This is a genomic window from Nonomuraea sp. NPDC048901 (genome assembly GCF_040649695.1).
GTDB lineage: Bacteria > Actinomycetota > Actinomycetes > Streptosporangiales > Streptosporangiaceae > Nonomuraea.
In genome coordinates this window covers 638,422-664,086 of record NZ_JBEZFW010000002.1, presented here as the reverse complement: position 1 = coordinate 664,086, position 25,665 = coordinate 638,422, and the positions used below count along the sequence as shown (strand labels likewise).

20 protein-coding genes are annotated in these 25,665 nt (G+C 70.4%); 7 read left to right on the top strand and 13 right to left on the bottom strand.

Features of this window, described 5'->3' with window-relative positions; all coding sequences use genetic code 11:
- Nucleotides 1–12: 12 nt before the first annotated feature.
- From AB0C30_RS08105 to AB0C30_RS08070, 8 genes are all read right to left on the bottom strand, one after another.
- Entirely contained in the window at nt 13–456 is a 444-nt protein-coding gene (locus AB0C30_RS08105) for an acyl-CoA thioesterase (protein WP_357940874.1), read from the bottom strand.
- Complete coding sequence (locus AB0C30_RS08100; protein WP_357940872.1) at nt 453–6,266, bottom strand: type I polyketide synthase; 5,814 nt, start codon at nt 6,264–6,266, stop codon at nt 453–455. Before AB0C30_RS08100 ends, AB0C30_RS08105 begins: the two co-directional genes overlap by 4 nt.
- Nucleotides 6,267–6,274: 8 nt before the next feature.
- Nucleotides 6,275–7,525: an NAD(P)/FAD-dependent oxidoreductase gene (locus tag AB0C30_RS08095; RefSeq protein WP_357940870.1), complete on the bottom strand. Its 1,251-nt coding sequence runs from the start codon at nt 7,523–7,525 to the stop codon at nt 6,275–6,277.
- A gap of 126 nt (nt 7,526–7,651) precedes the next feature.
- Nucleotides 7,652–8,167, bottom strand: coding sequence for a G/U mismatch-specific DNA glycosylase (gene mug, locus AB0C30_RS08090; RefSeq protein ID WP_357940868.1), 516 nt, complete (start codon nt 8,165–8,167; stop codon nt 7,652–7,654).
- A gap of 10 nt (nt 8,168–8,177) precedes the next feature.
- Complete coding sequence (locus AB0C30_RS08085) at nt 8,178–9,566, bottom strand: sugar porter family MFS transporter (RefSeq protein ID WP_357940866.1); 1,389 nt, start codon at nt 9,564–9,566, stop codon at nt 8,178–8,180.
- Between the two features lie 68 nt (nt 9,567–9,634).
- Entirely contained in the window at nt 9,635–12,130 is a 2,496-nt protein-coding gene (locus AB0C30_RS08080) for a polynucleotide kinase-phosphatase (protein WP_357940864.1), read from the bottom strand.
- The gene (locus tag AB0C30_RS08075; RefSeq protein ID WP_357940862.1) at nt 12,127–13,578 is read right to left on the bottom strand and encodes a 3' terminal RNA ribose 2'-O-methyltransferase Hen1; all 1,452 of its coding nucleotides are present in this window, start codon (nt 13,576–13,578) and stop codon (nt 12,127–12,129) included. Before AB0C30_RS08075 ends, AB0C30_RS08080 begins: the two co-directional genes overlap by 4 nt.
- Nucleotides 13,579–13,623: 45 nt before the next feature.
- Nucleotides 13,624–14,538: an LLM class F420-dependent oxidoreductase gene (locus tag AB0C30_RS08070; protein ID WP_357940860.1), complete on the bottom strand. Its 915-nt coding sequence runs from the start codon at nt 14,536–14,538 to the stop codon at nt 13,624–13,626.
- A gap of 133 nt (nt 14,539–14,671) precedes the next feature.
- Between AB0C30_RS08070 and AB0C30_RS08065 the strand changes: the two genes are divergently transcribed.
- The 3 genes from AB0C30_RS08065 to AB0C30_RS08055 are packed head-to-tail and all read left to right on the top strand — an operon-like array spanning nt 14,672 to nt 17,492.
- Nucleotides 14,672–15,790, top strand: coding sequence for a histidine kinase (locus tag AB0C30_RS08065; protein WP_357940858.1), 1,119 nt, complete (start codon nt 14,672–14,674; stop codon nt 15,788–15,790).
- Complete coding sequence (locus AB0C30_RS08060) at nt 15,787–16,896, top strand: histidine kinase (RefSeq protein WP_357940856.1); 1,110 nt, start codon at nt 15,787–15,789, stop codon at nt 16,894–16,896. The genes AB0C30_RS08065 and AB0C30_RS08060 overlap by 4 nt, the downstream gene beginning before the upstream one ends.
- A complete protein-coding gene (locus AB0C30_RS08055) occupies nt 16,893–17,492 on the top strand; it encodes a response regulator transcription factor (RefSeq protein WP_357940854.1) in 600 nt (199 codons plus the stop codon). The genes AB0C30_RS08060 and AB0C30_RS08055 overlap by 4 nt, the downstream gene beginning before the upstream one ends.
- Before the next feature lie 20 nt (nt 17,493–17,512).
- Here the strand turns inward: AB0C30_RS08055 and AB0C30_RS08050 are convergent, their stop codons facing one another.
- Nucleotides 17,513–17,782, bottom strand: coding sequence for a hypothetical protein (locus AB0C30_RS08050; RefSeq protein WP_357940852.1), 270 nt, complete (start codon nt 17,780–17,782; stop codon nt 17,513–17,515).
- 345 nt (nt 17,783–18,127) lie between these two features.
- On the opposite strand from AB0C30_RS08050, the gene AB0C30_RS08045 reads away from it, so the two are divergent.
- The 3 genes from AB0C30_RS08045 to AB0C30_RS08035 all read left to right on the top strand — a co-directional run bounded on the left by AB0C30_RS08045 (nt 18,128) and on the right by AB0C30_RS08035 (nt 20,092).
- Nucleotides 18,128–19,006: a helix-turn-helix transcriptional regulator gene (locus AB0C30_RS08045; protein WP_357940850.1), complete on the top strand. Its 879-nt coding sequence runs from the start codon at nt 18,128–18,130 to the stop codon at nt 19,004–19,006.
- Complete coding sequence (locus tag AB0C30_RS08040; RefSeq protein ID WP_357940848.1) at nt 19,006–19,191, top strand: DUF397 domain-containing protein; 186 nt, start codon at nt 19,006–19,008, stop codon at nt 19,189–19,191. Before AB0C30_RS08045 ends, AB0C30_RS08040 begins: the two co-directional genes overlap by 1 nt.
- Nucleotides 19,192–19,378: 187 nt before the next feature.
- Nucleotides 19,379–20,092 (top strand): hypothetical protein, encoded by a 714-nt coding sequence (locus tag AB0C30_RS08035; RefSeq protein ID WP_357940846.1) that lies wholly within the window; start codon nt 19,379–19,381, stop codon nt 20,090–20,092.
- A 38-nt stretch (nt 20,093–20,130) separates the two neighbouring features.
- Here AB0C30_RS08035 and AB0C30_RS08030 read toward each other — a convergent pair whose 3' ends face one another.
- The gene (locus tag AB0C30_RS08030) at nt 20,131–20,625 is read right to left on the bottom strand and encodes a hemerythrin domain-containing protein (protein WP_357940844.1); all 495 of its coding nucleotides are present in this window, start codon (nt 20,623–20,625) and stop codon (nt 20,131–20,133) included.
- Between the two features lie 41 nt (nt 20,626–20,666).
- Between AB0C30_RS08030 and AB0C30_RS08025 the strand changes: the two genes are divergently transcribed.
- Complete coding sequence (locus tag AB0C30_RS08025) at nt 20,667–21,188, top strand: hypothetical protein (RefSeq protein ID WP_357940842.1); 522 nt, start codon at nt 20,667–20,669, stop codon at nt 21,186–21,188.
- A gap of 121 nt (nt 21,189–21,309) precedes the next feature.
- Here AB0C30_RS08025 and AB0C30_RS08020 read toward each other — a convergent pair whose 3' ends face one another.
- The 3 genes from AB0C30_RS08020 to AB0C30_RS08010 are packed head-to-tail and all read right to left on the bottom strand — an operon-like array spanning nt 21,310 to nt 25,657.
- Complete coding sequence (locus AB0C30_RS08020) at nt 21,310–22,263, bottom strand: aminoglycoside phosphotransferase family protein (RefSeq protein WP_357940840.1); 954 nt, start codon at nt 22,261–22,263, stop codon at nt 21,310–21,312.
- Nucleotides 22,264–22,304: 41 nt separating this feature from the next.
- Complete coding sequence (locus tag AB0C30_RS08015) at nt 22,305–23,555, bottom strand: class I SAM-dependent RNA methyltransferase (RefSeq protein ID WP_357940838.1); 1,251 nt, start codon at nt 23,553–23,555, stop codon at nt 22,305–22,307.
- A 50-nt stretch (nt 23,556–23,605) separates the two neighbouring features.
- The gene (locus AB0C30_RS08010) at nt 23,606–25,657 is read right to left on the bottom strand and encodes an APC family permease (protein WP_357940836.1); all 2,052 of its coding nucleotides are present in this window, start codon (nt 25,655–25,657) and stop codon (nt 23,606–23,608) included.
- Nucleotides 25,658–25,665: the final 8 nt, after the last annotated feature.

Genomic DNA, 25,665 nt, shown 5'->3' with positions numbered 1-25,665 from the left:
CCCTTCGAAGGATCAGCGGCGCGGGCTGCGTACCTGTTCGAGCAGGCGCCGCATCTGCTCCGGAATCCGGGCCGGAACCAGGTGGCCGTTCTCGTCGGGACGTACGCAGGCGATCCGCTGCTCCCCGGTGGCGACCAGTTCCTCGCCTCCGTCCGGGAGCTGACGCCAGTACTCGTAGGTCATCACCGACTGGGTCTGGCCCAGCTCTCCCTGACGCATTCTGATGACCACCTCGTCGAAGACCGCCAGTTCCCGCAGGTAGTCGCAGTGGCAGCTCACGGTCAGAAGGCGCACCCCGTCGGCGAACCCGGCCACCACGTCGGGGACGAAGTCCCGCAGGAACATCTCCCGGGCGCGGCCCTGCCAGCGGATGTAGTTGACGTAGTTGACGTTGCCGAGCAGGTCGGTGTCCTCGATGCCCACGACGTGCCGGTATTCGTACGCGTCCCCGGTCATCGCAGCTCTCCCGCCTTGCCGGCGTTCGGGTCGGTCGCGGCCAGGATCGCGAGTACGACGGGGGCCGACACACCGCGCAGCCTGGTGGACATCGTCAGGATCCGGTCATCGCCGGCGACCAGCCCCACCCAGCCGCCTTCCCGCGCCGAGTCGAACGTCACCGCGGCGTCCACCGGCCGGCCCGCCTTCACCAGGCACTCGGCGGCCGTCCAGATCCGCGTGGCCGCGGTGTCGAAGTCCTCCCCGGTCTCGTCCGCGACGGCCTCGGCCAGCGCGAGCCGGTCCGCGCCGAGCAGCGTCGACCAGGTCTGCCTGCTCCGGGGCGTGACCGTCTCCAGATCGCACCCCGGAGTGGTCGTCGCCATGGTGACGCCCGCCGAGTGCGCGATCGACACGATCTCTCCGCCCAGTACCTCCGGCTTGCCGTCCGGGCGCCAGACGACCTCGGCCTCGGCACCGAACAGCCGCTGGATGGCCAACCGGCTGGCCTGCCGCCGTTCCAGTCCGTCGCCGTCGGTGTCGAGCAGGACGCGGCCGGCCAGGTTCTGCTCGATGAGCACGTGTTCCAGGTACGAGCCCAGCAGCATGGGGACCCACTCGCGCGGCACCTCGTACTTGCTGACCAGCTGCGTCCGGAAGCCCTGCCAGGTCTCGATGACGTCGCCGTCGCGGTCGGTGACCTCGATGTCCCAGCACTTGTCGTCGAAGCGGTGCCGGATGTAGACGTCGGTCGGCTGCGCGCCGGTCGACGGGCCCGGCACGATGCGCTCCACTCCCGCGGGGATGGCCAGTACGGTCGGCCCGCAGGTCTGCATCGGCTGCATGTAGGCGTCCCGAGCGGCCGGGTCGCCGAGCAGCAGCCGGTCGGGGAGATACCGTCCGAACCAGGAGGAGCCGGTGCCCGCGAGGAGCCGTCCCGTGACATGCTGGGCGCCGGTGCGATGGACGCTCTCGACGAGCTTGAAGCGCGGGCCGTGGAAGAGCATCGGCCCGTAGAGGTCCGTCGCGGGGTCGAAGGCCAGCGGCGGCAGCGCCACGTCGCCGGGCCGTGCAAGCCCGAGGGTCCCAGGCTTGACGCCAGTGTGCCCGAGCGTTTCCGCCTTGGCGCCGGAGTAGTCGCAGACCGCCCGGAAGTGGTCGATCTGGAATTTGGTCGTACTCGTACGAACCGCCGTGACGACCCGGCCCGGCCCGGTACGCAGCGCCGCCACCCGTACCGTCACCGGGGCGTCCTCGGTCACGACGATGGCCCGGAGGAATTCGACGTCCTCCAGGACCGGCACGGTGTCCGTGCCGAGCAGGCCGGCCGCGGCCTGAGCCATGATCTCCATGCCCACCGTGCCCGGCACGACCGCCCCTTCTCCGCCGCCGAAGACGTGCTCGGCGAGGTAGGGATCGCTGGCCCAGCCGACCTCGGAGTCGGCCACCAGCTCGATGCCGGGGTAGTAGACGCGCGGCTGCTCCAGGAAGCGCAGCAGTGGCAGATCGTCACCCCTCTCAGAGCCGGCGCTGAAGGTCACCGTCGGCATTTCGCCGAACCGGCCCGTAACCACGGTGACGACGGGCGCGCCGGGGTCGGCGATCAGCTCCCGGAGCATGGCCACCCCCTGGTCGGGCGTGATGGTGGTGACGCCCACCCGGGCGAGGTTCTCCACCGAGCCGAGCCGCTCCCCCATCCCGACACCCGACCACAAGGACCACTCCACGGCCCGGCACCGGCAGTGCGGCAGCTCGCGCGCCAGCCGTTCGACGAGGTCGCTCTGCCACTCGTTGGCTATGGCGTAGTGGGCCTCACCCCGCAGCCCGGCCCGCCCGGTGATGCTGCCGAACGTGACCAGCAGCTTCAGCGCGTCCGTGCCGACGGCCGTGAGTACCGCTTCGAGCCCGCCGACCTTGGGGTCGATCGTGGCCGCGTAGTCGGTGTCGGTGAGCTCCCCGAGCAGCTTGGGCACATTGCCACCGGCTCCGTGCAGGACGCCGGTGACCTTGCCGAGGTGTCGTTCGATCGCGGCGACCGCTTCGGCCACCTGCGCCGCGTCGGTGACGTCGGCGCGCACGTAGCGGGCGGTCACTCCGGTCGCCGCCATCCGCTCCAGGTTGGCGGCGAGTTCGCTGTCTTCTTCCGGATCGGATCGGCCGAGCAGGGCCAGCCGGGTGCCGGTCTCCTTGGCCAGGCTCAGCGCGCATTCGGCGGTGATGCCCTTGCCGCCGCCGGTGACGAGCAGCACGTCGTCGGGGCCGAGCGGCAGCTCGGTGCCGACGAGCTCCACCGGCGTCAGGACGGGCTCTGTACCGATGCCGTCGGCGTCGTAGAAGACCTCCTTGAAGCGGTCGGTCGCGCTAACCTCCGCGGTGATCCACGCGGGCGCCTCGGCCGCGTCGAGCGGGAGGGTCACGACGGTGGTGGCGACCCAGGGCGCCTCCAGGTGCAGGCTCTTGGCGAAGCCGGCCCCGCCGGGCTCCTCCTGGACGATCGCGCAGCGGGTCACCTCCTTGCCCGCGAGCACCGCCTCGGCGGCGGCGCGCAGCACCGCCAGCCGTTCGGCACGCGGGCCCGAGGGGAGGATGACCAGGACGCCGGTGCCGGTGGCCGCCGCTTCGAGCGCGGTCCGGACGGCGTCGGCGGCGAGATGCTCACCGATGACCTGCCAGGTGCCCTGGGTGCGCGGCGCCGTACGCCCCGACGGGGTGCTGTCGCGTCTCCCGACGGCGAAGCTGTGCACCCAGGGCGCGATGCCGGGCGGCACGATGCGGGCCGCCGCCGTCTCGGCGTCCTCGGCCGGGGCCGCGCCCGTCGCGACCAGCTGCTCCAGCGTCTCGGCGACCTGGCCCAGGGTCGCGGTGGCGTACCCGGTGGGCGCGGCGGGCTCGGACAGCCCGAGCCGGCGCATGGCCTCGCCGACGAGCTCGCCCACCACGATCGAGCTGAGGTGCAGGTCGTCCAGGAACTTGCTGTCCGCCTGCACCGACTCCAGCGGGAACTCGGCGTGCTCGGCGACCAGCCGGCGCAGCAGGAGGAGCGGGTCTCCGGTGGGCTCGTCCAAGGAAGAGGAGGCCGACGCGGGAGCGGCGGCGCTGACCAGCAGGGCGGAGTCGATCTCCGGGACGACCTCGCACAGGTTGGTGATGAAGGTCGGGGTGGCGGCCGGGTCGAAGGCGCGGGTGAAGCGGTCCTCGAACAGCTCCCCGACCTTCACCCCGGCGCCGACGGCGAACGCCGCGCCCAGCGTCTGCAGGATGCCGGCCAGGGAGTCGTCGTCCGTACGCGTGGCGACGGCGGGAACGTCGACGATGTCGCGGGCCAGCTGGGTCAGTACGAGGCCGGGTCCCACCTCGATGAGCAGGTCCGCGTCCTTGGCCGCCGCCGTGAGCGCCTCGATGAAGCGGACCGGCGCGGTGATCTGCTCGCGCAGCAGTTCGAGCGGCTCGCCGACGACCGGCGCTCCGGTCACGGTCGAGATGACGTGCCGGCCGACGGGCTCGGGCCGCTCTTCGGCCAGCCGGCCCGCGAAGACGTCGGCGGCCGGGGCGACCAGCCGCGAGTGGAAGGCGTGCGAGACGGGGAGCCTGACCGCCGACAGGCCCTGGCGGGTGGCCCGCTCGACGACCCGGGTCACGGCCTCGGCGGGTCCTGACACCACGGTCTGGCGCGGGGAGTTCAGACCGGCGACGACCACGGGATCGTCGCCGAGCAGCGCGGCCACGGTGTCGTGGTCCGCGGTGATGCTGGCCATCGCGCCGCCGCTCTCCGACAGCTCGCTCATGGCCCGTCCCCGGGCGGCGGCGATCCGCAGCGCCGCGGCCTCGTCGAACGAGCCGGCCCAGTGCAGCGCGACGAGTTCGCCGAGGCTGTGCCCGATCGCGGTCCCGGCTTCGACGCCCAGCTCGGACAGCACCCGCAGCCCGGCCACCGAGGCGGTCACGATGCGCGGCTGGGCGACGGCCGTCTCGACCTGGTCGCCGCCGGTGGGCAGGGCCGCCATCTCGTACAGTTCGTCGACCGAGTCGAAGCGGCGGCGCAGCGCGCCCCCGTCGGCGCGGGTGCCGGAGCCCTGGCCGGGGAACATCAGCACGATGCGCGGCAGCTCGCCGAGCGTGCCGAGGAAGACCCCGGCCGCGCTGTCGAGGTGCCGTTCCGTGCCCTGCCCGGCCAGCTCGGCGACCTGCCGCAGCCGCTCGGCGAGCGCGGCGGGCGTGCCGGCGACCACCGCGGCGCGGCTCGGCCTGCGGCCGATCTTCCTGGCCAGGTACGCGGCGAGGTCGGGCAGCTCGGACCGGGACAGGCCGACCGCGATCTCGGCTAGGCGCTCCGCCTCCTGCCGCAGGTCGGCCGGTGAGTCGGCGTCCAGGCAGAACAGCTCCACGTCCTGGGGGGAGTTCATGAGCGTCCGGGTCCGCCCGTCCAGGCGGGGGCGGCGCCGGCGCGGAGACTCGATCACCACGTGCGTGTTGATGCCGCCGAAGCCCATGGCGCTGACGCCCGCGCGCAGCGGCGCGTCCTGCGGCCATGCTTCGGCCTTGCGGAGGGTGCGCAGGGCCGGGGAGTCGCCGGAGAGGATCTTGTGGGGCCGTTCGCAGCCGGTGGTCGGCGGCAGCACCGCGCTGTTGACCGCCATGACCGCCTTGATCAGGCCGGCCATCCCGGCGGCCGCCTTCGTGTGGCCGATGTTCGCCTTGATCGAGCCGATGACTGCGGGCCGCGCGGCCGGAGCGGCCGCCTTTCGCGCCTCGGAGATCGTCTCCAGCTCCGCGGCGTCGCCGACGGCGGTGCCGGTGCCGTGCCCTTCGAAGTACGACACCTCTTCGATGCCGAACCCGGCGCGCTCGTAGGCGCGGTCGAGGCAGAGCCGCTGGCCATCGGACTCCGGCCGGGTGATCCCGCCCGCTCCGTCGGAGGAGACGCCCCAGCCGGCGATGAGGGCGTGGATGCGGTGGCCCCTGGCGACGGCGTCCTCCTCGCGCATCAGCACGACCATGCCGGAGCCTTCACCAGGCCAGAAACCGGCGGACCGCTGGTCGTACACGCGCATCTCGTCGACGGCGAGCGCGCCGGCCCTGGAGAAGCCGATCAGTTCGTTCGGGTCGATGCTGATGTCCACCCCGCCGGCCACCGCGACGTCGAGGTCGCCGGAGACCAGCGCGTTGCAGGAGGTGGTGAGCGCCAGCAGCGACGAGGCGCAGGCTCCGTCGACGGCGTAGCCGCCGCCGTTGAGGTCGAAGTGGTTGCAGATGCGTCCGGCGATCGTGTTGGACAGGCCGCCGGCCAGGTAGTCGCCGTCGGGCACCGGGAACGGCGCCTTGTAGTCGTGCTCCATCCGGCCGAGCAGCTCGGTGAGCTGCTCGGTGTCCAGCTTGCCCTCCAGGGCGTTGGCAACGATGCGGCGTACGTACGGCCAGCGCAGCCTGATCCCCGCCGCGCGCTGGCCCTCGCCGGTGAGCGAGTTGCCGATGACCACGCCGGTGGTCTCGTGCGGCGCGCCCTTGCCGTCGGGGAACCCGGCGTCCGCGAGCGCCTCGGCGGCCACCTCCAGGGCGAGCCAGTGCACCATGTCGGTATTGCGGAAGGTCGTACCGGCCACCTTGAAGCGCAGCCGGTCGAACTCCCAGTCGCGTAACAGCGCCGCCTCGGTCGTGTAGAAGTGGTCGGGCGCCGAACGGTCCGCGGACCAGTAGTCGGACAGCCGGATGCGTTCCGGGGGCAGCCGCCGGAACGACCTGCGGCCCGCCAGCGCGTTGTCCCACAGCTCACCGGCGGTGGCGGCGTCGGGAAAACGGCATGCCATTCCTACTACGGCGATACGAGAAGTCACGGGCGTCCTCAAATCGAATTCGTTTTGCCGTTGCGGAGGCGGTGGAATGCGTTGACCCGCGCCGCGCGCAGCAGCGAGCCCGGTGACGCGAACTGTTTGACGTCGATGAGCCGGGAGGCGAAGTCGTAATAATGCCTGGCCGCTCCGGCGTCGCGGGCCGCCGCGGAAAGCAGCAGCCGCTCGAAGACGTTGAACGGCCGTACGGCCGAATAGTCCTCCATCAGCTTGTGATGGCTGTCCAGGGCCGCGCGGTGCGCTTTGCCGTATTCCGCCAGGCCCGGCAACACGTCGCCCTGGCTCGCCACAGCGCCCCCGACCGCGTCCACCAGCCACTGCGCGGACTGGAACGCCCACCCGCACCCGACTCCCCACAGCGGGTCGGTGGCCAGGGCGGCGTCGCCGACCAGGGCGAGCCCCGGTCCGTACGGCTTGCGGTAGACGTTGGGCAGGTCGAGCGTGCCGACGATCTTGGAGACGCGTTCGGCCTCGTCGATGCGCGGCGCGTCGGGCAGGGCGCGGACGAAGCGTTCGAAGCTGCCTTCGAGGTCGGCGCGGAAGGCGGAGCTGTGCTGTTCCTTGCTGGGCGAGCAGGAGATCACGGTGACGCCGTTGTCGTTGGGGAAGGCGAAGGCGGTGTCCGGGTCGAGGAACCACACCCGGCTCGGCGCGTCGTCCGGCAGGCCACGGTACTGGGCGAAGAAGCCCAGCCGGTTGTTGGCGCTGAGCCTGACGGGCAGCCCGCTGAGTGCGCCCACGGTCGAGTTGCGCCCGTCCGCGCCCACGACCAGCCGCGCCGTCAGCCGGGTCTCGACGCCGTTGGCGGTGACGCGGACTCCGGTGAAGCGGCCGTCCTCCTCCAGGAGCCCGTTGACGTTCTGGCCGAGCCGGAGGTCGACTCCCGGTGTCTCGGCGGCGAGCCGTCTGAGCAAGGGGTCCAGGGTCTGGCGCCGGATGTTGAGTCCGTGCGGAAGCGGCTCCGCGCCGGGCGCGGGGCGCGGCTCGATCCAGCCCCAGGGGGTCCACAGGTGGGTGACGTGCCGGTGCGCCCCGGCCTCTTCGAGCAGTGGCAGCAGGCCCAGCGTCTTGATGACCGGCAGGCAACTCGGTTGCAGCGTATGGGTGCACAACACCTTGTACGCGTCCATGCCGGAATGCTTTTCCAAGAGCGCGACGCGAGCTCCCAGATTCGCGAACAGTATCGCGCCGGCGCACCCGGAAATGCTTGCGCCGACTATGACGACGTCATAGTCATCTGCCATGCGAGATTTCCCTACGAGGCTACGGCGAAGCCCACTCCCGCCTACCTGGAAGTGGTTGAACCGTAAACGGGGATTGCGTTGATCATTAAAGAGTTACCCGATAGTAGGGAGCGAGCTCTGAGATCGTCAAGAGTTGCGTGAAGGCCACCCGATGTGCTCGCGCAGCAGCCGCAATTCGGCGGCGATGCCGGCCAGGTTCCAGTGGGCGTTGAGGCCGCTCGGGTTCGGCAGCGCCCACACCGGCACGCCGCCCACCGGCTCGGGCTGGAGACCGATCCGCGCCTTCGGCCGGGCGAAAGCCGTCCGGTACGCCGAGATCCCCAGCACGGCCAGCGCCCGGGGCCGCACCGACGCCACCAGCCCGGCCAGCCGGGCTCCGCCCTCGATCAGCTCCTCACGAGTCAGCTCCGACGCCTTGGCGCTGGGCCGGGCGACCACGTTCGTGATGCCCAGCCCGTACGACGGCAGGAGGTGCTGCTCGGCCGGGGCGAGCAGCCGGGGCGTGAACCCGGACAGATGCAGCGCGGGCCAGAACCGGTTGCCGGGGCGGGCGAAGTGATGACCGGTGGCCTCCGACATCAGCCCGGGATTGATCCCGCAGAACAACACCTCGACCGAGGGACCGAGCACGTCGTCAATCACGCACCGGACGCTAACCCATCTCCTCCAGCTTGCGCCCCTTGGTCTCCTTGACGAACTTGGCGACGAACAGGAACGACAGCACGGCGAAGAAGGAGTACATGGCGTACGTGAGAGGCAGGTTCCACTTCCCCAGGGCCGGGAACGTCACCGTGATCGCCCAGTTCGCGATCCACTGCGCCGAGGCGGCCACGCCCAGGGCGGCGGCCCGGATGCGGTTGGGGAACATCTCCCCCAGGAGCACCCACACCACGACACCCCACGACAGCGCGAAGAACAGGACGAACACATTGGCCGCGACCAGCGCGATGGGTCCCTGCGGGGCGGGCAGGCTGAGCCCGCGGGCGTAGGAGAACGCCCACGCGGCCGTGCCCAGCGCGATGGCCATGCCGGCCGAGCCGATGAGCAGCAGCGGCTTGCGCCCGATCTTGTCGACCAGCGAGATCGCGATGAACGTACCGATGATGTTGATGACCGAGCTGGAGAAGCTGATCAGCAGCGAGTTGGCCTGGGTGATGCCCACCGACTGCCAGAGCACCGACGAGTAGTAGAAGATCACGTTGATGCCGACGAACTGCTGGAAGACCGACAGGGCGATGCCGATCCAGACGATCGGCAGCAGCCCGAGGGCGGGCCCGCGCAGCTCCTTGATCGTGGTCCTTTCCTCGGTCCTGAGGACCTGGTGGATCTCCGCCACCCGGGCGTCCAGATCTACGTGCTCGCCCTCGACCTCGGCCAGCACCATGCGGGCCTGCCTGATCCGGCCGACCGCGATCAGGTACCGGGGCGACTCAGGGATGGTCGAGGCGAACAGCAGGTAAAGCAGGGCGGGCACGACGCACGCGCCCAGCATCCACTGCCAGGCCTGCAGGCCCCACAGCGGGTTGTTGACGTCACCCTTCGCCAGCCGGACGAAGGCGTAGTTGACCAGCTGCGAGCACGCGATGCCCAGCACGATCGCGAGCTGCTGGAACGAACCGAGCCGGCCCCGGTAGGCAGGCGGCGACACCTCGGCGATGTAGGCCGGGCCGAGCACCGAGGCCATCCCGATCGCGATACCCGCCAGGATCCGCCAGAAGGCCAGGTCCCACAGGGCGAAGGGCAGCATCTGCCCGATCGAGCTGGCGGAGAAGAGGATGGCCGCCACCTGCATGGTCCTGGTACGTCCCCACCAGTCGGCCAGCCGGCCCGCGATCCAGGCGCCGATGGCGGAGCCGAGCAGCGCGATGGCCACCACGATCCCGATCTCCACCGGGCCGACGTGGAAGTACTTCTGGATGCCGACGACAGCGCCGTTGATCACGGCGCTGTCGTAGCCGAACAGGAACCCGCCGATGGCCGCCGCCGCCGTGATGAAGACGACGTGGCCGAGGTTCTCCTGGTGGCCGGACTGAGTAGCCATGCGGGCCTCCTCCCCGAAATGGGGATTTACCCGTAGTCACTCCACGTACGGCCATGATTACTCAAAAACTAGAGCCGAGGGTCCACCGGCTCGGATTCCAGGGCGAGTACCCCGAAAACCGGCTCGTGGACCCGCCAGCCCGCGTCGCCGTCGGCCAAGCGCGACAGAGCCTCCAGGCCGAGCGCGTACTCGCGCAGCGCCATGGACCGCTTCTTGCCGAGGAACCGCCTGCGCAGGACGTCGAGCGACTCGGTGTAGTCGGGGCCGTAGATGATCCGCAGGTATTCGCGGCCGCGTACCTTCACTCCGGGCTGGACCCGCCCTGCCACGTACTGAGCGGGTTTGACCACCATGCCCTCGCCGCCCGCCGCCGTGAGCGACGACCACCACTCGACCGCCTCGGCCCGCGCCCGCGGCGAGTCGAGGGAGACGAACAGGTGCCTGGTGTGGGTGATCAGCGGCGAGTCCAGCAGGGCGAGTTTCGCCAGGTGCCAGGCGTGCGGCTCCAGCGCCGTGGCCCGGCCTTCGCAGGCCAGGATCTGGAACGGCGCCACCCGTACCCCCTCCAGGCCGTCGACCGGCCAGCAATAACGCGCATAGGCGTCGCGGAACAGGGCAGCGTTGTCGGTGCGGCGTCGAGTGCGGGCGAGCAGCCCGCCCACATCCAGCCCGCGCCCGGCGGCCGCCTCCAGAGCCGACATGGCCTCGGGCAGCGCCGCCCGCGCCGCCGCGCCGACGGAGGCGTACTGGCTCCTGATCAGCTCGCCCGCCTTGGCCGACCAAGGCAGCAGCTCGCAGTCGAGCGCCACCCAGTCGGAGCCGAGCTCGGCCCAGAGCGGCTCGCACGCCTCGCGCAGCCGGTCCACCAGCGGCGCCATGTCGTCGAAGAACGGACGACCGGTACGCGTGTAGACGGCGCCCGCCGAACCGTCGGTCACGCCGAAACGGGCCGCGGCCACCTCGGGGGTCCTGGCGAGCACGGCGACGGCCCGCGAGCCCATGTGCTTCTCCTCGCACACGACCTCGCTCACCCCGGCGGCGGCGAACTCCTCGAACGCCTCGTGCGGGTGCTCCAGGTAGCCGTCGAGCGCGGAGGTCTCGGGCGGGGCCATGGTCGGCGGGAGGTAGACCAGCCAGCGCGGGTCCACGGCGAACCTGCTCATGATCTCCAGGGCGGCGGCCGCGTTCTCCTCCATCACCTTCACGCGGGTGCCGAACCGGGTCTCGATGTGCCTGGTGCCCTGGACGTCGCCGATGTCGAGCATGCCCGGGTCGCGGGCGGGCCCGCCGCCGAGCGGCTTGACCGATTCGTACCAGACCTTCTCGGCGGGGACGGAGACCAGCTCGCGTTCCGGGTAGCGCAGCGCGGTCATCGTGCCGCCGAAGACGCAGCCGGTGTCGAGGCAGATCGTGTTGTTGACCCACTCGGCCTTGATCGTGGGCGTGTGGCCGTAGACGACCATGGCCCGGCCGCGGTACTCCTCGGCCCAGGGGTAGCGGACCGGCAGGCCGTACTCGTCGGTCTCGCCCGTCGTGTCGCCATATAGGGCGAAGGAGCGGACGCGGCCCGACGCGCGGCCGTGGTAGGCCTCCTTGAGCCCGGCGTGCGCGACGACGAGCCGGCCGCCGTCGAGCCGGTAGTGGCTGATCAGGCCCTCCATGAAGGTACGGGCCCGCTCGACGAACTCCGGCGGCTCGGCGGCGAGCTGGTCGAGCGACTCCTGGAGGCCGTGCGCGACCTTGACCTTGCGGCCGTTCAGCGCGCGCACCAGCTTCGCCTCGTGGTTGCCCGCGACGCAGATCGCGGTGCCGGCCGCGACCATGCCCATGACCAGGCGGAGCACACCCGGCGTGTCGGGGCCACGGTCGACCAGGTCGCCGACGAACACCGCCGTACGACCGGCCGGGTGCTGAGCGGTCACCGCCTTGCCCTCGACGCGCTCGATCTGCCAGCCCAGGCTTTCCAGCAGCGTCTCCAGCTCCGAACGGCAGCCGTGGATGTCGCCGATGACGTCGAACGGGCCGGTCAGCTCGCGCTTGTCGCTCCACGCCTTCTCGTACGACAGCTCCGCGTTCTCGATGGCCTCCAGGCCGCGCAGCACGTGCACCTTCCTGAAGCCGTCGCGGGAGATCTTGCCCAGCGAGCGGCGCAGGTCCTTGCGCTGGCGGATCACCACGCCGGGCCCGAAGTCGCGGTTCGGGCGGCCGGCGTTGCGCTCGATCGCCACCTCCTCGGGGGTGTCCAGCACGATCGCCTCGGCCAGCACGTCGTGCTTCTTGGCCAGCTCGATGAGGCTGCGACGGGCCGGGTACTGGACGTTCGTGGCGTCGACGACGGTGAACAGCCCCCTGGCCAGGCGTACGCCGACAATGTGGTGCAGCAGGTCGAAGGCGGCGGGGGTGGCCGACTGGTCGTTCTCGTCGTCGGCGACCAGGCCGCGGCAGAAGTCGGACGAGATGACCTGCGTCGGCTTGAAGTGCTTGGCGGCGAATGTCGACTTCCCGCTGCCCGACACACCGACGAGCACCACGAGGGACAGCTCGGGAACGCTGATCGGGCTCATCGGGTGAACACTCCCATCTGGGTGGGCGGCCCGACCTCGGGGTCGTCGTCGCCAACGGGCTTGTAGGTGACCTGGTATCCGTACTGCTCGGCCACCCGCTCGGCCCACGCGGCGAACTCGGCGCGGGTCCACTCGAAACGGTGGTCGCGGTGGCGCAGTCCGGTCAGGAACTCGTAGCGGGGGTTGTACTCGATGTTCGGGGTGGTGACGAGCACGTGCTGGGGCCGGGCGTGGCCGAACACGACGCGTTCGAGCGCCGCCAGGCGCGGCGGGTCGACGTGCTCGACCACTTCCATGAGCACAGCGGCGTCATAGCCGCTCAGCCGCTTGTCGGTGTAGGTAAGCGCGCCCTGGAACAGCGTCAGCCTGGCCCGCTTGCCGTCGGGCATCCGGTCCAGCTTGAGCTTGCGCGCGGCGATGGTGAGCGCCATGGCCGAGACGTCCATCCCGGCGACCCTGGCGAACCTGGGCCTGGCCAGCAGCGCGCCGACCAGCTCGCCCTGCCCGCAGCCGAGGTCGAGCACGCTGGTCGCGCCGAGCTCCTCCAGGGTCTCCAGTACGGCCTCGCGCCGCCTGACGTTCAGCGCCTTCGGCTTGACCTCCGGCACGTCGCCCTGGGCCGCGGCCTCGACGGCCGCCGCCTCGTCGGCCGCGGTCTCCCCCGCCGCCGCGTCCTCGTCGACCGCGGGCTCCAGCTGCTCCTCGGTCTCATCGCCCAGCTCGGCCAGCCTGGCCAGCGCCGTCCGGGCCAGCGCCCAGCGGCGGCCCAGGTAGCGGCGCATGATCAGGCCGCGCTCCGGGTGCCCGTACAGCCAGCCCTCACCGGCCCTGACCAGCTTGTCGACCTCGTCGGGCGCGATCCAGTAGTGCTTGCCGTCGTCGAGCACGGGCAGCAGCACGTACAGGTGGTTGAGCGCGTCGGCCAGCCGGACGGTCCCGCTGAGCGTCAGCCGGACGTAGCGTGAGTCGCCCCACTCGGGAAAACCCTCGTCCAGGGGTACGGCCTTCGCCTCGACGGCCCAGCCGAGCGGCTCGAACAGCCGGACCGCCAGCTCGGGCCCGCCGCGGCAGGGCAGCGCGGGCAGCCGGATCTCCAGCGGCATCGGCCGGCCCGGCAGGTCCGGCCTGGCCTTGCAGCGCCCGGCCCGCGCGGTGCGGAAGACGTCGCCCAGGGCCACGGCCAGCAGGGAGGAGGCGGCGTAGGGCCGGTCGTTGACGTACTGGGACAGGCTGAAGTCGGGCGAGTTCTTGCCGCGTGACCGGACCAGCGCGATCGGGTCGACCTCGAGCAGCAGCGCGGCCGTGCAGCGCCCCTCGCCCGACTCCGGATAGAAGACCGTGGCCGTGCCGAACGACCGGTCGAACTCCTGCACCCGATCAGGATGCTTGTGCAGGAGAAAGCCCAGGTCGGTGGCGGGTGTGGCGGTGGTCGTAATGGTCAGCAGCACGGGGCAAGTGTGCCGCAGTCCAACAAAGGGGCGCTAACGGTTATGTCAGACGTGTGGCAGTACCTCGGCCGCGATCAGCTCCAGGTGCTCTAGGTCGGACAGGTCCATGACCTGGAGGTAGACCCGCTCGGCACCGAGCTCGCCCAGCTGGCCGATCTTGTCGATCACCTCGGCCGGGGTTCCCGCGAGTCCGCCCGTGCGCAGCCCGGCCAGATCCTGCCCGATGGCGGCCGCGCGCCGTTCGATCTCGGCCTGGTCGCGGCCGACGCAGACGGTCTGCGCCGCCGACAGGAGCACGGTACGGCCGGTCTCCGCGCTCGCCTCCCGCACCCGGGCATATGCCTCGCTCGTCTCGGACAGCGTCCTGAACGGCACGTTGTACTCGTCGGCGAAGGCGGCCGCCAGCCGGGGCGTGCGCTTGGCGCCGACCCCGCCGATGATGACCGGCGGGTGCGGGCGCTGGATCGGCTTGGGCAGCGCCGGGGAGTCGACGAGCCGGTAGTAGCTGCCCTCGAAGGAGTAGCCCTTCTCCGCCGTCCACAGCCCCAGGATGATCTCCAGCTGCTCCTCGAACCGGCCGAACCGCTCCCCCACCGGCGGGAACGGGATGCCGTACGAGCGGTGTTCCTCCTCGAACCAGCCGGTGCCGAAGCCCAGCTCGACCCGGCCGCCGCTCATCTGGTCCACCTGCGCGACGCTGATGGCCAGCGGCCCCGGCAGCCGGAACGTGGCCGGGCTCACCAGTGTGCCGAGCCTGATCGTGGAGGTCTCCCTGGCCAGCGCGGCCAGCGTGAGCCAGGCGTCGGTCGACCCGGGCCCCGGCTCCCCTTCCCCGATGCGCATGTAATGGTCAGACCGGAAGAACGCGTCGAAACCCAGCCGTTCCGTGGCCTGGGCGACGGTGAGCAGGTCGTCGTAGGTGGCACCCTGCTGGGGCTCAGTGAAGATCCGCAACTTCATAAGCCTCATTATCCGCTTACGTACCACCACACAATGGACGACACCCGGAGAATGCCCCTGCCCCACCCCACCGCCCCCGCGACGGCCATAGGATTTTCTGAGCAACGTGGCTTTTGTCGGCGAGAGGGGTGAGATGGCGACCCGTCCGGAGACGGCGAAGAAGATCCTCCTCTACTGGATGGACGCCACGTTCGCCGTGATGGGCTTCATGCTCTCGATGCTGGTCCTCACCTCGGCCGGCGAGGGGCGGATCTCCGTAGCGCACGCGGTGGCCATCGAGGTGTGCGCCCTGGCCGCGCTGGCGTTCCTCCCCCTGATCCTGCGCGACGCCTACGACGACCGGCCACGTCCCACCGCGAAGCTGGTCGCGTGCGGGCTGTTCTCCGCGAGCGCGGTGGCGCTCGCGCCGTCCTCCGGCGCCACCGGGTCGTGGGAGATGGCCGGGTGCTTCTTTCTCTCGGCCCTCGCCCTCTACGTCCCGCTGTGGGCGACGGTCTGCGTGGGCGCCGCGCTGGTCGCGCTGACCACCTTCTATGTGTCGGCGGTCGGCGACCAGCCGTGGCTGACCCTTCTGCTCTCCCTCACGGTGTCCGCCGTGCTGCTGCCCGGCACCATGAAGCTCTGGCGCTGGCTGTGGTGGACGCTCAGGGAGGCGTACGACAGCCGGGAGGCCAAGGCCACCCTGGCCGTGTCGAACGAGCGGCTGCGCTTCGCCCGCGACCTGCACGACCTGCTCGGCCACAGCCTGTCCGTCCTCACGCTGAAGAGCGAACTGGCCGCCAAACTGGCCACCATCGACGCGGGCAAGGCGGCGGCCGAGATGGCCGACGTACGCCGCCTGGCCGCCGAATCGCTCGCCGAGGTGCAGGTGGCCGTGGACGGCTACCGGGTGCTCGACCTGGACGAGGAGCTCGCCGGGGTACGCGCCGCGCTGGAGGCGGCGGGCGCGCGGTGCGTCATCGAGGCCAGGACCGACGACCTGTCCCCCGCCGCCCGTACGCTGCTCGCCTGGGCGGTGCGCGAGGGAGGCACCAACGTGCTCAAGCACAGTACGGCCACGCGCTGCGCGATCGTCATCGACGGTGGCGTGCTGGAGATGCGCAACGACGGCGTGCGCGGGCCCGCCACCAGCGGCCCGGACGGGAGCGGGCTCCGTGGCCTGGCCGAGCGCATGTCGGCCGCGGGCGGCTCGTTCACGACGGCCGCCACACCCTCGGGCGAGTTCCTTTTGCGGGCGGCGGTGTCCGCATGAGGGCGGTGAGCGGCCGGCTTCGGCGGGCGAGCCGGCTCGACAAGGTGCGCTGGCTGATCGTCTACACCGCCGATATCGCCAACCTGCTCGCCCTGCTCGGGCTCTACCAGCTGTACGTCCAGTGGAGTGCGGGCATTCCCGCGGCCCTGGTGATAACGGCGGCCGTCCTGCTCCTCGTCCTGCTCGGGCTGGCCACTCGCGCGTTCAGGATCGCCGTCAGGGGCGGCCCGCGGCCGACCGTGATCCTGGTGGTCGCCGGGGTCGTCACGCTGCCCCTGGCCGTCTTAGCACTGGTCTGGGCGATCCCAGTGTTTCTGGGAATGCTCGCCCCGTTCGTCCGCAGGCGCACCATCATCGTGCTGGCCGCCGGGTCGATCGTGGTCCTCAACGCGTACGTCACGCTCGCCGCCGGGTTCCAGATCGAGGTCCTCCTCGTCCAGACCATCCTCACCGCCCTCATCACCGGCGGCGTCCGGGTGAACCTGTGGCTGTGGCGCGTGGCCAGGGACGCCCACGAGGGCCAGGAGGCCAGGGCCAGGCTCGCGGTGTCGGAGGAACGCCTGCGCTTCGCCCGCGACCTGAACGACCTGCTCGGCCAGAGCCTCGCCGACATCTCGGCCAGGGCCGGGGCCGCCTCCCAGACGCTGCGCGAGGATCCCTCGGCGGCGGCGGGCGAGATGTTCGAGGTACGCGACCTGGCCAGGCAGACGCTGCGCGAGGTGCGGTCCACCGTGCAGAACTATCGTGCCGTGGACCTCGACGAGGTCCTGGCCAGCGTGCGGGCGGTGCTGGAGGCGGCGGACGTACGCTGCGTCGTCCGGACGGACACGGGCTCGCTGACCGCCGAGACCCGCACGCTGCTGGCCACCGTGGTCCGCGAAGGCGCCACCAACATCCTCAAGCACAGCAAAGCCGGACATTGCACGATAACGATCGAGGACGGGGTGCTGGAGATGTCCAACGACGGGGTCGACGGGCCGGTGAGCGACCACGCGCCGGACGGGCTCGGCGGCCTGTCGCAGCGGCTCAGCGCCGCGGGCGGCACGCTGTCGGCGGCGCCTACGGACGACGGCGCCTACCTGCTCAGGGCGGCGGTTCCGGCATGACGACGCGCGTACTGCTGGCCGACGACGAGCACCTGATCCGCGGCGCCCTGGCGGCCCTGCTCGACCTGGAGGCGGGCATCGAGGTGATCGCCCAGGTCGGCCGGGGCGACGAGGTGCTGGCCGCCGTCGTCGAACACCGCCCCGACGTGGCCGTACTCGACATCGAGATGCCCGGCATGGACGGGCTGAGCGCGGCGGAGCAGATCAGCTCCATGTGCAAGATCGTCATCCTGACCAGCCTGGGTCGGCCCGGCTACCTGCGCAGGGCGATGGCGGCGGGGGTGAGCGGCTTCCTCGGCAAGGACGCCTCGGCAGAGGAACTGGCCATGGCGATCCGCAAGGTGCAGTCGGGCGGCCGCTACCTGGACGCCGAACTCGCGGCGGCGGCCATGGCCGCGGGCGACAGCCCCCTCACCGAACGGGAACGGGACGCCCTGCGCCTGGCCGACGACGGGGCCACGATCGCGCGGATCGCGGCTGAGCTGCACCTGACTGAGGGCACTGTGCGCAACTACCTGTCCAGCGCGATGACCAAGCTGAACGCCCAGAACCGGCTCGAAGCCATCCGTACGGCTCAGCGGATGGGGTGGCTCTGACAGCGAGGGCGTTTCCCCCGTCAACCCGACGCCTCATCTTTGGCTGGGCTGTCAACCGCCGAAAGGGACGCCCGAATCCTGTTGTTATAGCCGGTTCTATGCATATCAAGCAGCATTCCCTCGGGATCACCAAGTAACAGACCGAGCAGGAACATCAGACGCTCGAACGGGGTCCGATCATCTCCCCTGCCGAGTAGTGCGCATGCCACTATTCCCAGAACGACCATCAGCGCCACGCCTACGACCAGCAGCGCGATCGGCAAGGCACCGCCGAAGAAGACAGCGGTCACCGCAACTCCGCCGCCGACCGTGCTGTAAAGCGTCCTTCCACGAGGTCTGCGAGGGGCCGGGCAGTTATTCACGGCAGGTGTTTCGCCACCATTAGCTGCCATTCGACCCTGCCTGATCTCAGTCCGCCCTGAGGTGGGAGGCGGGACGGTCGGCCTATCGGGATTCCGCGCGAGTCATCCTGCCTCCTAAGCCCAGAGTGAGCTACGCTAACTCTGCATGCAAGGTTGCATGCAGAGATGCTTTCCTTACGTCTGGGAGAAGGTCAACGATGACCGGGCACACGCTGGGCTTCCGCGAGTCCGCGGAGCGGCAACTTGCCTAGATCGCCGTCGATCCAGCGCCGGATGCTGGCCGCCGAACTCCGCAGGATGCGCGAAAGTGCTTTTCTGACCGGCGAAGACCTCAAGGCGCGTTTGGGATGGTCCACCTCCAAGGTGAGCCGGATCGAGAACGCGCGTATCGGAATTTCAGCGGAGGATCTCGACATCCTGCTCAACCTGTACCAGGCCACCGCCGCTGATCGTCAGCGACTGGTGACCTTGCTTGATCATTCCCCCGCGCATCCATGGTGGCGCGCCTCCTCGACGCCGCCCAATGATTTTCATCAGTACCTGGATTTCGAAGCCGTCGCCGACCTGATCGAGGAATGGGAAATACGGGTTGTACCGGGATTATTCCAGGTTGCGGACTACGCGCGATGCCTCTTGAACGCTTGGAAAAGAATCGAGAGCACCCTGACGCCGCGCGAGCTCGAGGAGCGCGTAACCCTCCGCATGCGCCGCCAGGATCGCGTGACCTCCGATCACCCGCTTCAGCTCAATACCATTATCGATGAGTCCGTCTTGCTGCGGCGCATCGGTGACGCCACTGTGATGCACGCCCAGCTGGTTAGATTGCTCGAAATATCTGAACTTCCCAACGTAACTCTCCGCGTTTTGCCGCTGGACGCCGACCGCGAGATCATGGACGGCTCCTTCCTTCTTATCAAGCTTTCTCCGGGCGAAGAGGTCGAGCAGCGGCTGCTCTACATGGACAACGTAGGCTCCGGGACGATCAGCACAGATGAGACACATATCTATCAATTTCAACGTGCCTTCGAGAATCTGGCAGATCACGCCCTGCCGCCCGAGCTCACTCGCGACCTGATCGCGCGCCACGATCGACAGCGATGGAGACCTGCAATGGCGCAGGAAAATCACCATTCACCACGGGAGTCCACATAATGGAAAAAGACCTGCTGACGGCCGCCTGGCAGCGATCAAGCCGGTGCAGCAACAATGGCTCTTGCGTCGAAGTCGCCCGGCTGCGGGGCGGCCGTGTCGCGATACGCGACAGCAAGAATCCGCACGTGCACCCTGTCATCGTGCCGGATGCCGTTTATGAAGAGTTCATCAGGTCGATCAAGTAACCAGGCCGGCCCGACCCACCCGCTACGCGCCGCGACCGGGAGACCGGGCCCGAGAGGCGCTGCGGCCGAGAAGCCGGGAGGATTTCGTTCTCTCGGCCTCTCACCTGCAAGTGCTCCAAACTCGGCCTTCAGCCGAGCGATGGCATATCTTCGGGTCCGTAGTGGAACAGAGCGCAGGAGGCAGGCTATGCGGCGGTGCGTCCAAGAGCTCGGCAGCGACGAGGTCGCGGACGATGCCCTGCTGGACTACTACCTGATCTTGGCTGAGACGGACGGCGGAGATTCTGGAGCACCGCCCCTGGGGATCCTGGTCGAGGAGTTCGTGCTCTGCGACGACTACACCGCGGCTGCCATCGACAGTGCCGAGTGGTCGGCGGCGGCCGGTGCCTGGCGGAGTTCGCCCGCATCGAGCCGCGACATCCGTACCGACGCCCACCTGCGGGCGCGGGTGACCGCGGTGAGCCGTCACGACGCGGGCCGGGCCTACCAGGCGGGCGGCGGGGGCGAGCTGCCGCAGGAGGCCGAGATCCGCGCCCTGTTCCGCGAACGCCAGCCGTTACCGGCCGCCGCCCCGCTCGACCTGGGCACGACCGGGTCACGCCACTACCGCATCCTGTTCGCCGGGGAACCGCACAACTTGGGGAACATTCGCTCGGCCCTGGGATTGGAGCCGATCGACGACCCCCTGGCTCGCGTGGTCGGCACGGCGACGGCGACCGCCGCGGGTCACACCTTCACCTGGGAGTTGCGCCGGATCGGGCCGGGGATCGCTTGGTGTCTGGACGTGACCGTACGCCTGGGGGCCGGCCCGGAGTCCGCCATCGGGGCCCTGCTCCACCACCACCGGCAGGCGATCCGCGAGGAGGGCCTGATCCCCGTCACGATCGAACGCTTCGCCTGAGCCTCCGAACCACGCGAGGCGGCGCGATCACACTCCCGCTACCCCATCTGTCCCCGGCTGAGGAAGGCGGGCGCGGCCGCACGCCACCCGGGGGCGTCCAGCGCGTTGAGCGCCGAGATGAGCCGCCTCTCCTCGTAGACGAAGTGGGACTCCAGCAGGGCGGCCAGACCGTCCAGGTCGGCCCGCACCCGTTCGGGATCCGCCTCCAGGTCGCCGAGCAGCTCCTGCAGCTCCCGCATGATGTCGGCCACCTGCCGGTGGTCACGGGCCAGCTCATCGAGTACGGGCCGCAGCTCGGGGAACTGCTCCGCCAGAGCGGGGAAGGCCCCTTCGTCTTCACCGCTGTGGTGCTTGGTCACGGCCGAGCAGAACGTCAGGCAGTGGGCCCGCAGCTCCCGCGGCCGCTCGGGATGGGCGTACATGTCCTCGCGCAGCCGGGCCAGCTCCTCACGGAGCCAGAGGTGCACCTCGATCAACTGGTTGCCGAACGCCGTCAGGCGGCCGTCCGGTTCGGTGGGCGGGTTCATGGTCATCCCATCCAGCACCCAATTCCGCGTGCCGTCAAACTAGGACGGTGAACAGGATCATCGTCTGCGGCATCTCCGGGTCGGGCAAGACGACGCTCGCCAGGAGGCTGGCCGCCCGGCTCGGCCTGCCCCGCCACGAGCTCGACGCCCTGCATCACGGTCCCGGCTGGGTCAAGCGGCCGGAGTTCGAGGCCGATGTGGACGAGTTCAGCCGGGGCGAGCAGTGGGTGACCGAGGACCAGTACCACCGCTTCCTGGGCGACCTCCTCTGGCAGCGCGCCGACACGGCCGTCTGGCTGGACCTGCCGCGCCGCACCGTGATGTGGCGGGTCGTACGCCGCTCACTCGGCCGCGCGATCACCCGGCGCGAGCTGTGGAACGGCAACCGGGAGGACTGGAGCTCCTGGCTCGAACCCGACCACCCGATCCGGTGGGCGTGGACGCACCACCAGCGCCGCAGAACGCAGACCGCCGACCTCGTCACCCGCCATCCGGAGGTGACGGTGATCCGCTTGCGTACGGCACGCGCGGCGAAACGCTGGCTCGGCGGCCTGCCCCCGAAGGCGTGAGCCGCCTACCCGATCAGGTCGAAGGCCGGCCAGGGCTCGATCTTGGCCAGCCGTGCGGCGCCCGCCCGGCTCGCGGAATCTCACTTTCGCCCGCTCACCTCCTGAGAGGGCCGGAGAGACGCTAGCCGATGAGTGCCTCGGTGATCTGGCGGGTGGTCTGCGCGGCGACCCGGGGGTTGGTGGCGGCGTAGGAGGTGTAGGCGTTCAGGCCGGTGGCCAGCGCCCAGCCGCGGCCGCGGGTCCAGGTGTCGTCGTCCACGCCGAGCGCCGCACGGAAAGCGGCCCGGCTCTCGGCCGACATCAGGGTGAAGGCGATGGTCAGGTCGCGGGCCGGGTCGCCGATGCCGAGCTCGCCGAAGTCGATGACCGCGCTGAGGCGGCCGTCGGCGGTCAGCAGGTTGCCGGTGTGGAAGTCGCCGTGGAACCAGACCGGAGGGCGATCCCATCCGGGCACGCTCAGCGCGGCCTCCCACAGCTCGGTCATGGCCGCGGCGTCGAAAACGGCACCCAAAGCAGCGTCGACCGCGGCGCCCGACGCCGCTCCAGGCGCGGCGCCCGACGTGGTGCCCACCTGCGCGATGGCGGCACGCGTGGCGCGGTCCCGGTCTGCCAGTGGTCGCCCGGTGAGGTCCTCTCGGGTACGCGCGGCCGGGATGTCCCCGGGCGCGAACCGCTGAAGGGCAGTAAGGAAGTCCGCCAGTTCGACAGCGGCCTCACAAGAGGAGGCCAGGGTCTCGACGGTCGCCACCTCGCCGTCCAGCCAGCGCGACACCGCCCACGGCCAGGGATAGCCGTAGCCGGGCTCACCCACCCCCACCGGCACCGGGATGGCCAGCGGCAGGTGCGGGGCGAGCCGGGGCAGCCACTCGTACTCCTTCTTGGCCTGCCCGATGGCCCCGGTGTGGCGGGGCAGCCGGACGGACAGCTCCTCGCCCAGCCGGTAGATCACATGGTCCGAGCCGGCCGGGTCGAGCAGCTTCAGAGGCAGCTCGGCCCACTGCGGGAACTGGGCGTCGACCAGGCGCCTGACGAGCGCGGCGTCGATGGGCGGGCGGGTGTCCGGAGTGCTTGCCAAGAACAGCTCCAGGTAAGGACGGTCAGCTTCCCAGAACCGCGTCAGCCCCTGGCCAGCAGTGCCACGCACTCCACATGGTGGGTCATCGGGAAGGCGTCGAAGGCCCGCAGGTCGACCAGCCCGTAGCCGTCGTCGCCGAACCAGGCCAGGTCGCGGGCCAGCGTCGCCGGGTCGCACGAGACGTAGACGATCCGCGAGGACTCCAGCGCGGTGATCCGGTGGACCACGTCGCGCCCCAGCCCCGACCGGGGCGGATCGACGACGACGATGTCGGCCCGCTCGATCTGGAACCGGTCCAGCGCCTCCTCCACCCGTCCCCGCTCCACCCGGGCCTGCGGCAGGTCGCGCAGGTTGGCGCGGGCGTCGCGGACGGCCGACGCCTCCGACTCCAGGCCGAACACCGCGCCCTGCTCCCCCACGCCCTCCGCCAGGCCGGCGGCGAACAGGCCGACCCCGCAGTAGAGGTCCAGCGCCCACTCCCCCGGCTCCGGCGCGGCGTAGGACAGGACGGCGTCCAGCAGGGTCTCGGCGGCGCCCGGGTGCACCTGCCAGAAGCCGCTGCCCGCCACCCTGAACTCGCGGTCGCCCACCTGCTCGCGCAGCACGCCCGAGCCCTTGCGCGGGACGGTGTGGCCCTTGCCCTGGTCGAGCAGGATCGAGGCGGGCGCGTCGAGGTCGGGCACGGTCACGCTGCGCCTGGGGCGCGGCCTGACCACCACGGCCCGGTCGCCGGTCGAGGAGGCGATCACCTCGACGGCGGAGGCGCCCTGCCACTCGCGCTGCTCAGCGCCGACGGCCTCCACTTCCGGGTGCGCGATCAGGCAGGCGTCGACGACCTCGATGTCGTGCGAGCGGTGCCTGCGGAAGCCGAGCTCGCCGCTGGGCCGGGCGGCGAACTGTACGCGGGTGCGCCAGCCGAGCCCGTCCTTGGCGCCGGGCACCTCCTCGACCACGATCTCGCGCTCGATGCCGGCCAGCCTGCTCAGCTGCTCGGCCACCACGGCGGCCTTGAGGCCACGCTGGGCCTCCTGGGTGGCGTGCTGCCAGTCGCAGCCGCCACAGCGGCCGGGGCCCGCGTAGGGGCAGGGCGGGACCACGCGGTCGGGCGACGGCTCCAGCACCTGCACGGCGTCGGCCCGGAGGAAGCGGGTCGTCTCCTCGGTGACCTCGGCGATGACCCGCTCGCCGGGCAGCGCGTGGCGTACGAACACCACGCGCCCGTCATGGCGCGCCACGCACCAACCGCCATGGGCGACCGGACCTACCGTCAGCTCGAGAGATGCCTGTTCCACACGGACACCCTATGCCCTGACCGGCACTGCCACTTTCCGGACTTAGCCCGTTACGCGGAGTGGTCTCCGGCCTTGACCTGCTTCTGGACCACCTGATGTCCCGCCCGGCGCGAGGCACCCGGGGCGGCCGGTTCGGGGCGGCCCTTGAGCCGGTCGGAGGAATGGAGCTGCCACGGCACGCTCGTCACCATGACGCCCGGCTTGAACAGCAGCCGCGCCTTCAGCCGCAGCGCGCTCTGGTTGTGCAGCAGGTGCTCCCACCAGTGCCCGACCACGTACTCGGGGATGAACACGGTGACCACGTCGCGCGGCGAGCGGCGGCGCAGCGTCTTGACGTAGTCGAGGATCGGCTGGGTGATCTCCCGGTACGGCGAGTCGAGCATCTTGAGCGGCACCGGGATGCCCCGGCGCTCCCACTCGTCCTGGAGCTGCCGCGCCTCGGCGCCCTCGACGCCGACGGTGATCGCCTCCAGCGTGGACGGCCGGGTGGCGCGGGCGTAGGCGAGCGCGCGCAGCGTCGGCTTGTGGATCTTGGAGACGAGCACGATCGCGTGGTTGCGCGCCGGCAGCGTCGACTCGTCGTACTCCTCGGTGATCTCCAACTCGGCCGCCACGTTGTCGTAGTGGCGCCTGATGGCCTTCATCATGAGGAACAGGATCGGCATCGCGAAGCACACGATCCAGGCGCCGACCAGGAACTTGGTCAGCAGTACGACGACCAGCACCAGCCCGGTCATGATGCCGCCGAAGAAGTTGATCACCCGCGAGCGGTGCATCTGGTGCCGGATCTTGGGGTCGGTCTCGGTCTTGAGATGGCGGGTCCAGTGGATGACCATGCCGATCTGGCTGAGCGTGAAGGAGACGAAGACGCCGACGATGTACAGGTTCAGCAGGCGGCTGACGTCGGCGTCGAAGCCCCACAGCAGCAGGCAGGCGCCCAGCGCCAGGATGACGATGCCGTTGGAGAAGGCCAGCCGGTCGCCGCGGGTGTGCAGCTGGCGGGGCAGGTAGCGGTCCTGGGCCAGGATCGAGCCGAGCACCGGGAAGCCGTTGAAGGCGGTGTTGGCGGCCAGGAACAGGATGAGCGCGGTGACCGCCGAGATGATGACGAACGGCAGCGAGCCGCCGCCGAAGACCGCGTCGGCCACCTGCGAGATGATCGGCTGCTGGTAGTAGCCGGGGCCGACCGGCTGCCCGTCGGGCCCGTGCAGGTCTGTGGCCACCACGGACGGCTCGGCCACCTTCACGCCCGAGGCCAGGCCCAGCGCGATGATGCCGCCGAACATGGTGATGGCGACCAGGCCCATCATGAGCAGCGTGGTGGCGGCGTTCTTGCTCTTGGGCTTGCGGAATGCGGGCACGCCGTTGCTGATGGCCTCGACGCCCGTCAGCGCCGCGCAGCCGGAGGAGAAGGCGCGCAGGATGAGGAAGGCGGCGGCGAAGGTGGTCAGGTTGGTCTGCTCGGCGTCGATGGTGAACCCGGCGCTGGGCGCCCGCAGCTCGTCGCCGAGCACCAGCAGCCGGAAGCCGCCCCAGGCGATCAGGCCGAGCACCGCGATCATGAACGCGTACGTCGGGACGGCGAAGGCGGCCCCCGACTCGCGCAGACCGCGCAGATTTACCACAGTGAGCAGGACGACGATGACGATGGCGACGGCCGGCTTGTGCTCGGCGACGAAGGGGATCGTGGCGCCCACGTAGTCGACGCCGTTGGCGACCGACACCGCCACGGTCAGCACGTAGTCGACCATGAGCGCGCTGGCCACGGTCAGGCCGGCGTTCTTGCCCAGGTTGGTGGTGGCCACCTCGTAGTCGCCGCCACCGCTGGGGTAGGCGTGCACGTTCTGCCGGTACGACGCCACGACCGTGAGCATCACGACCACGACGGCGATCGCGACCCATGGGCTGTAGGCGTAGAACGACACTCCGGCCAGCGACAGGATGACCAGGATCTCCTGCGGCGCGTACGCCACGGAGGACAGGGCGTCGCTGGCGAAGACCGGCAGGGCAATGCGTTTGGGCAGCAGCTGCTCGTGGAGCTGGCCGCTGCGCAGCGCCCGGCCCACCAGCACGCGTTTGACAAGATCCGTTACCTTCGCCACGTTACGAG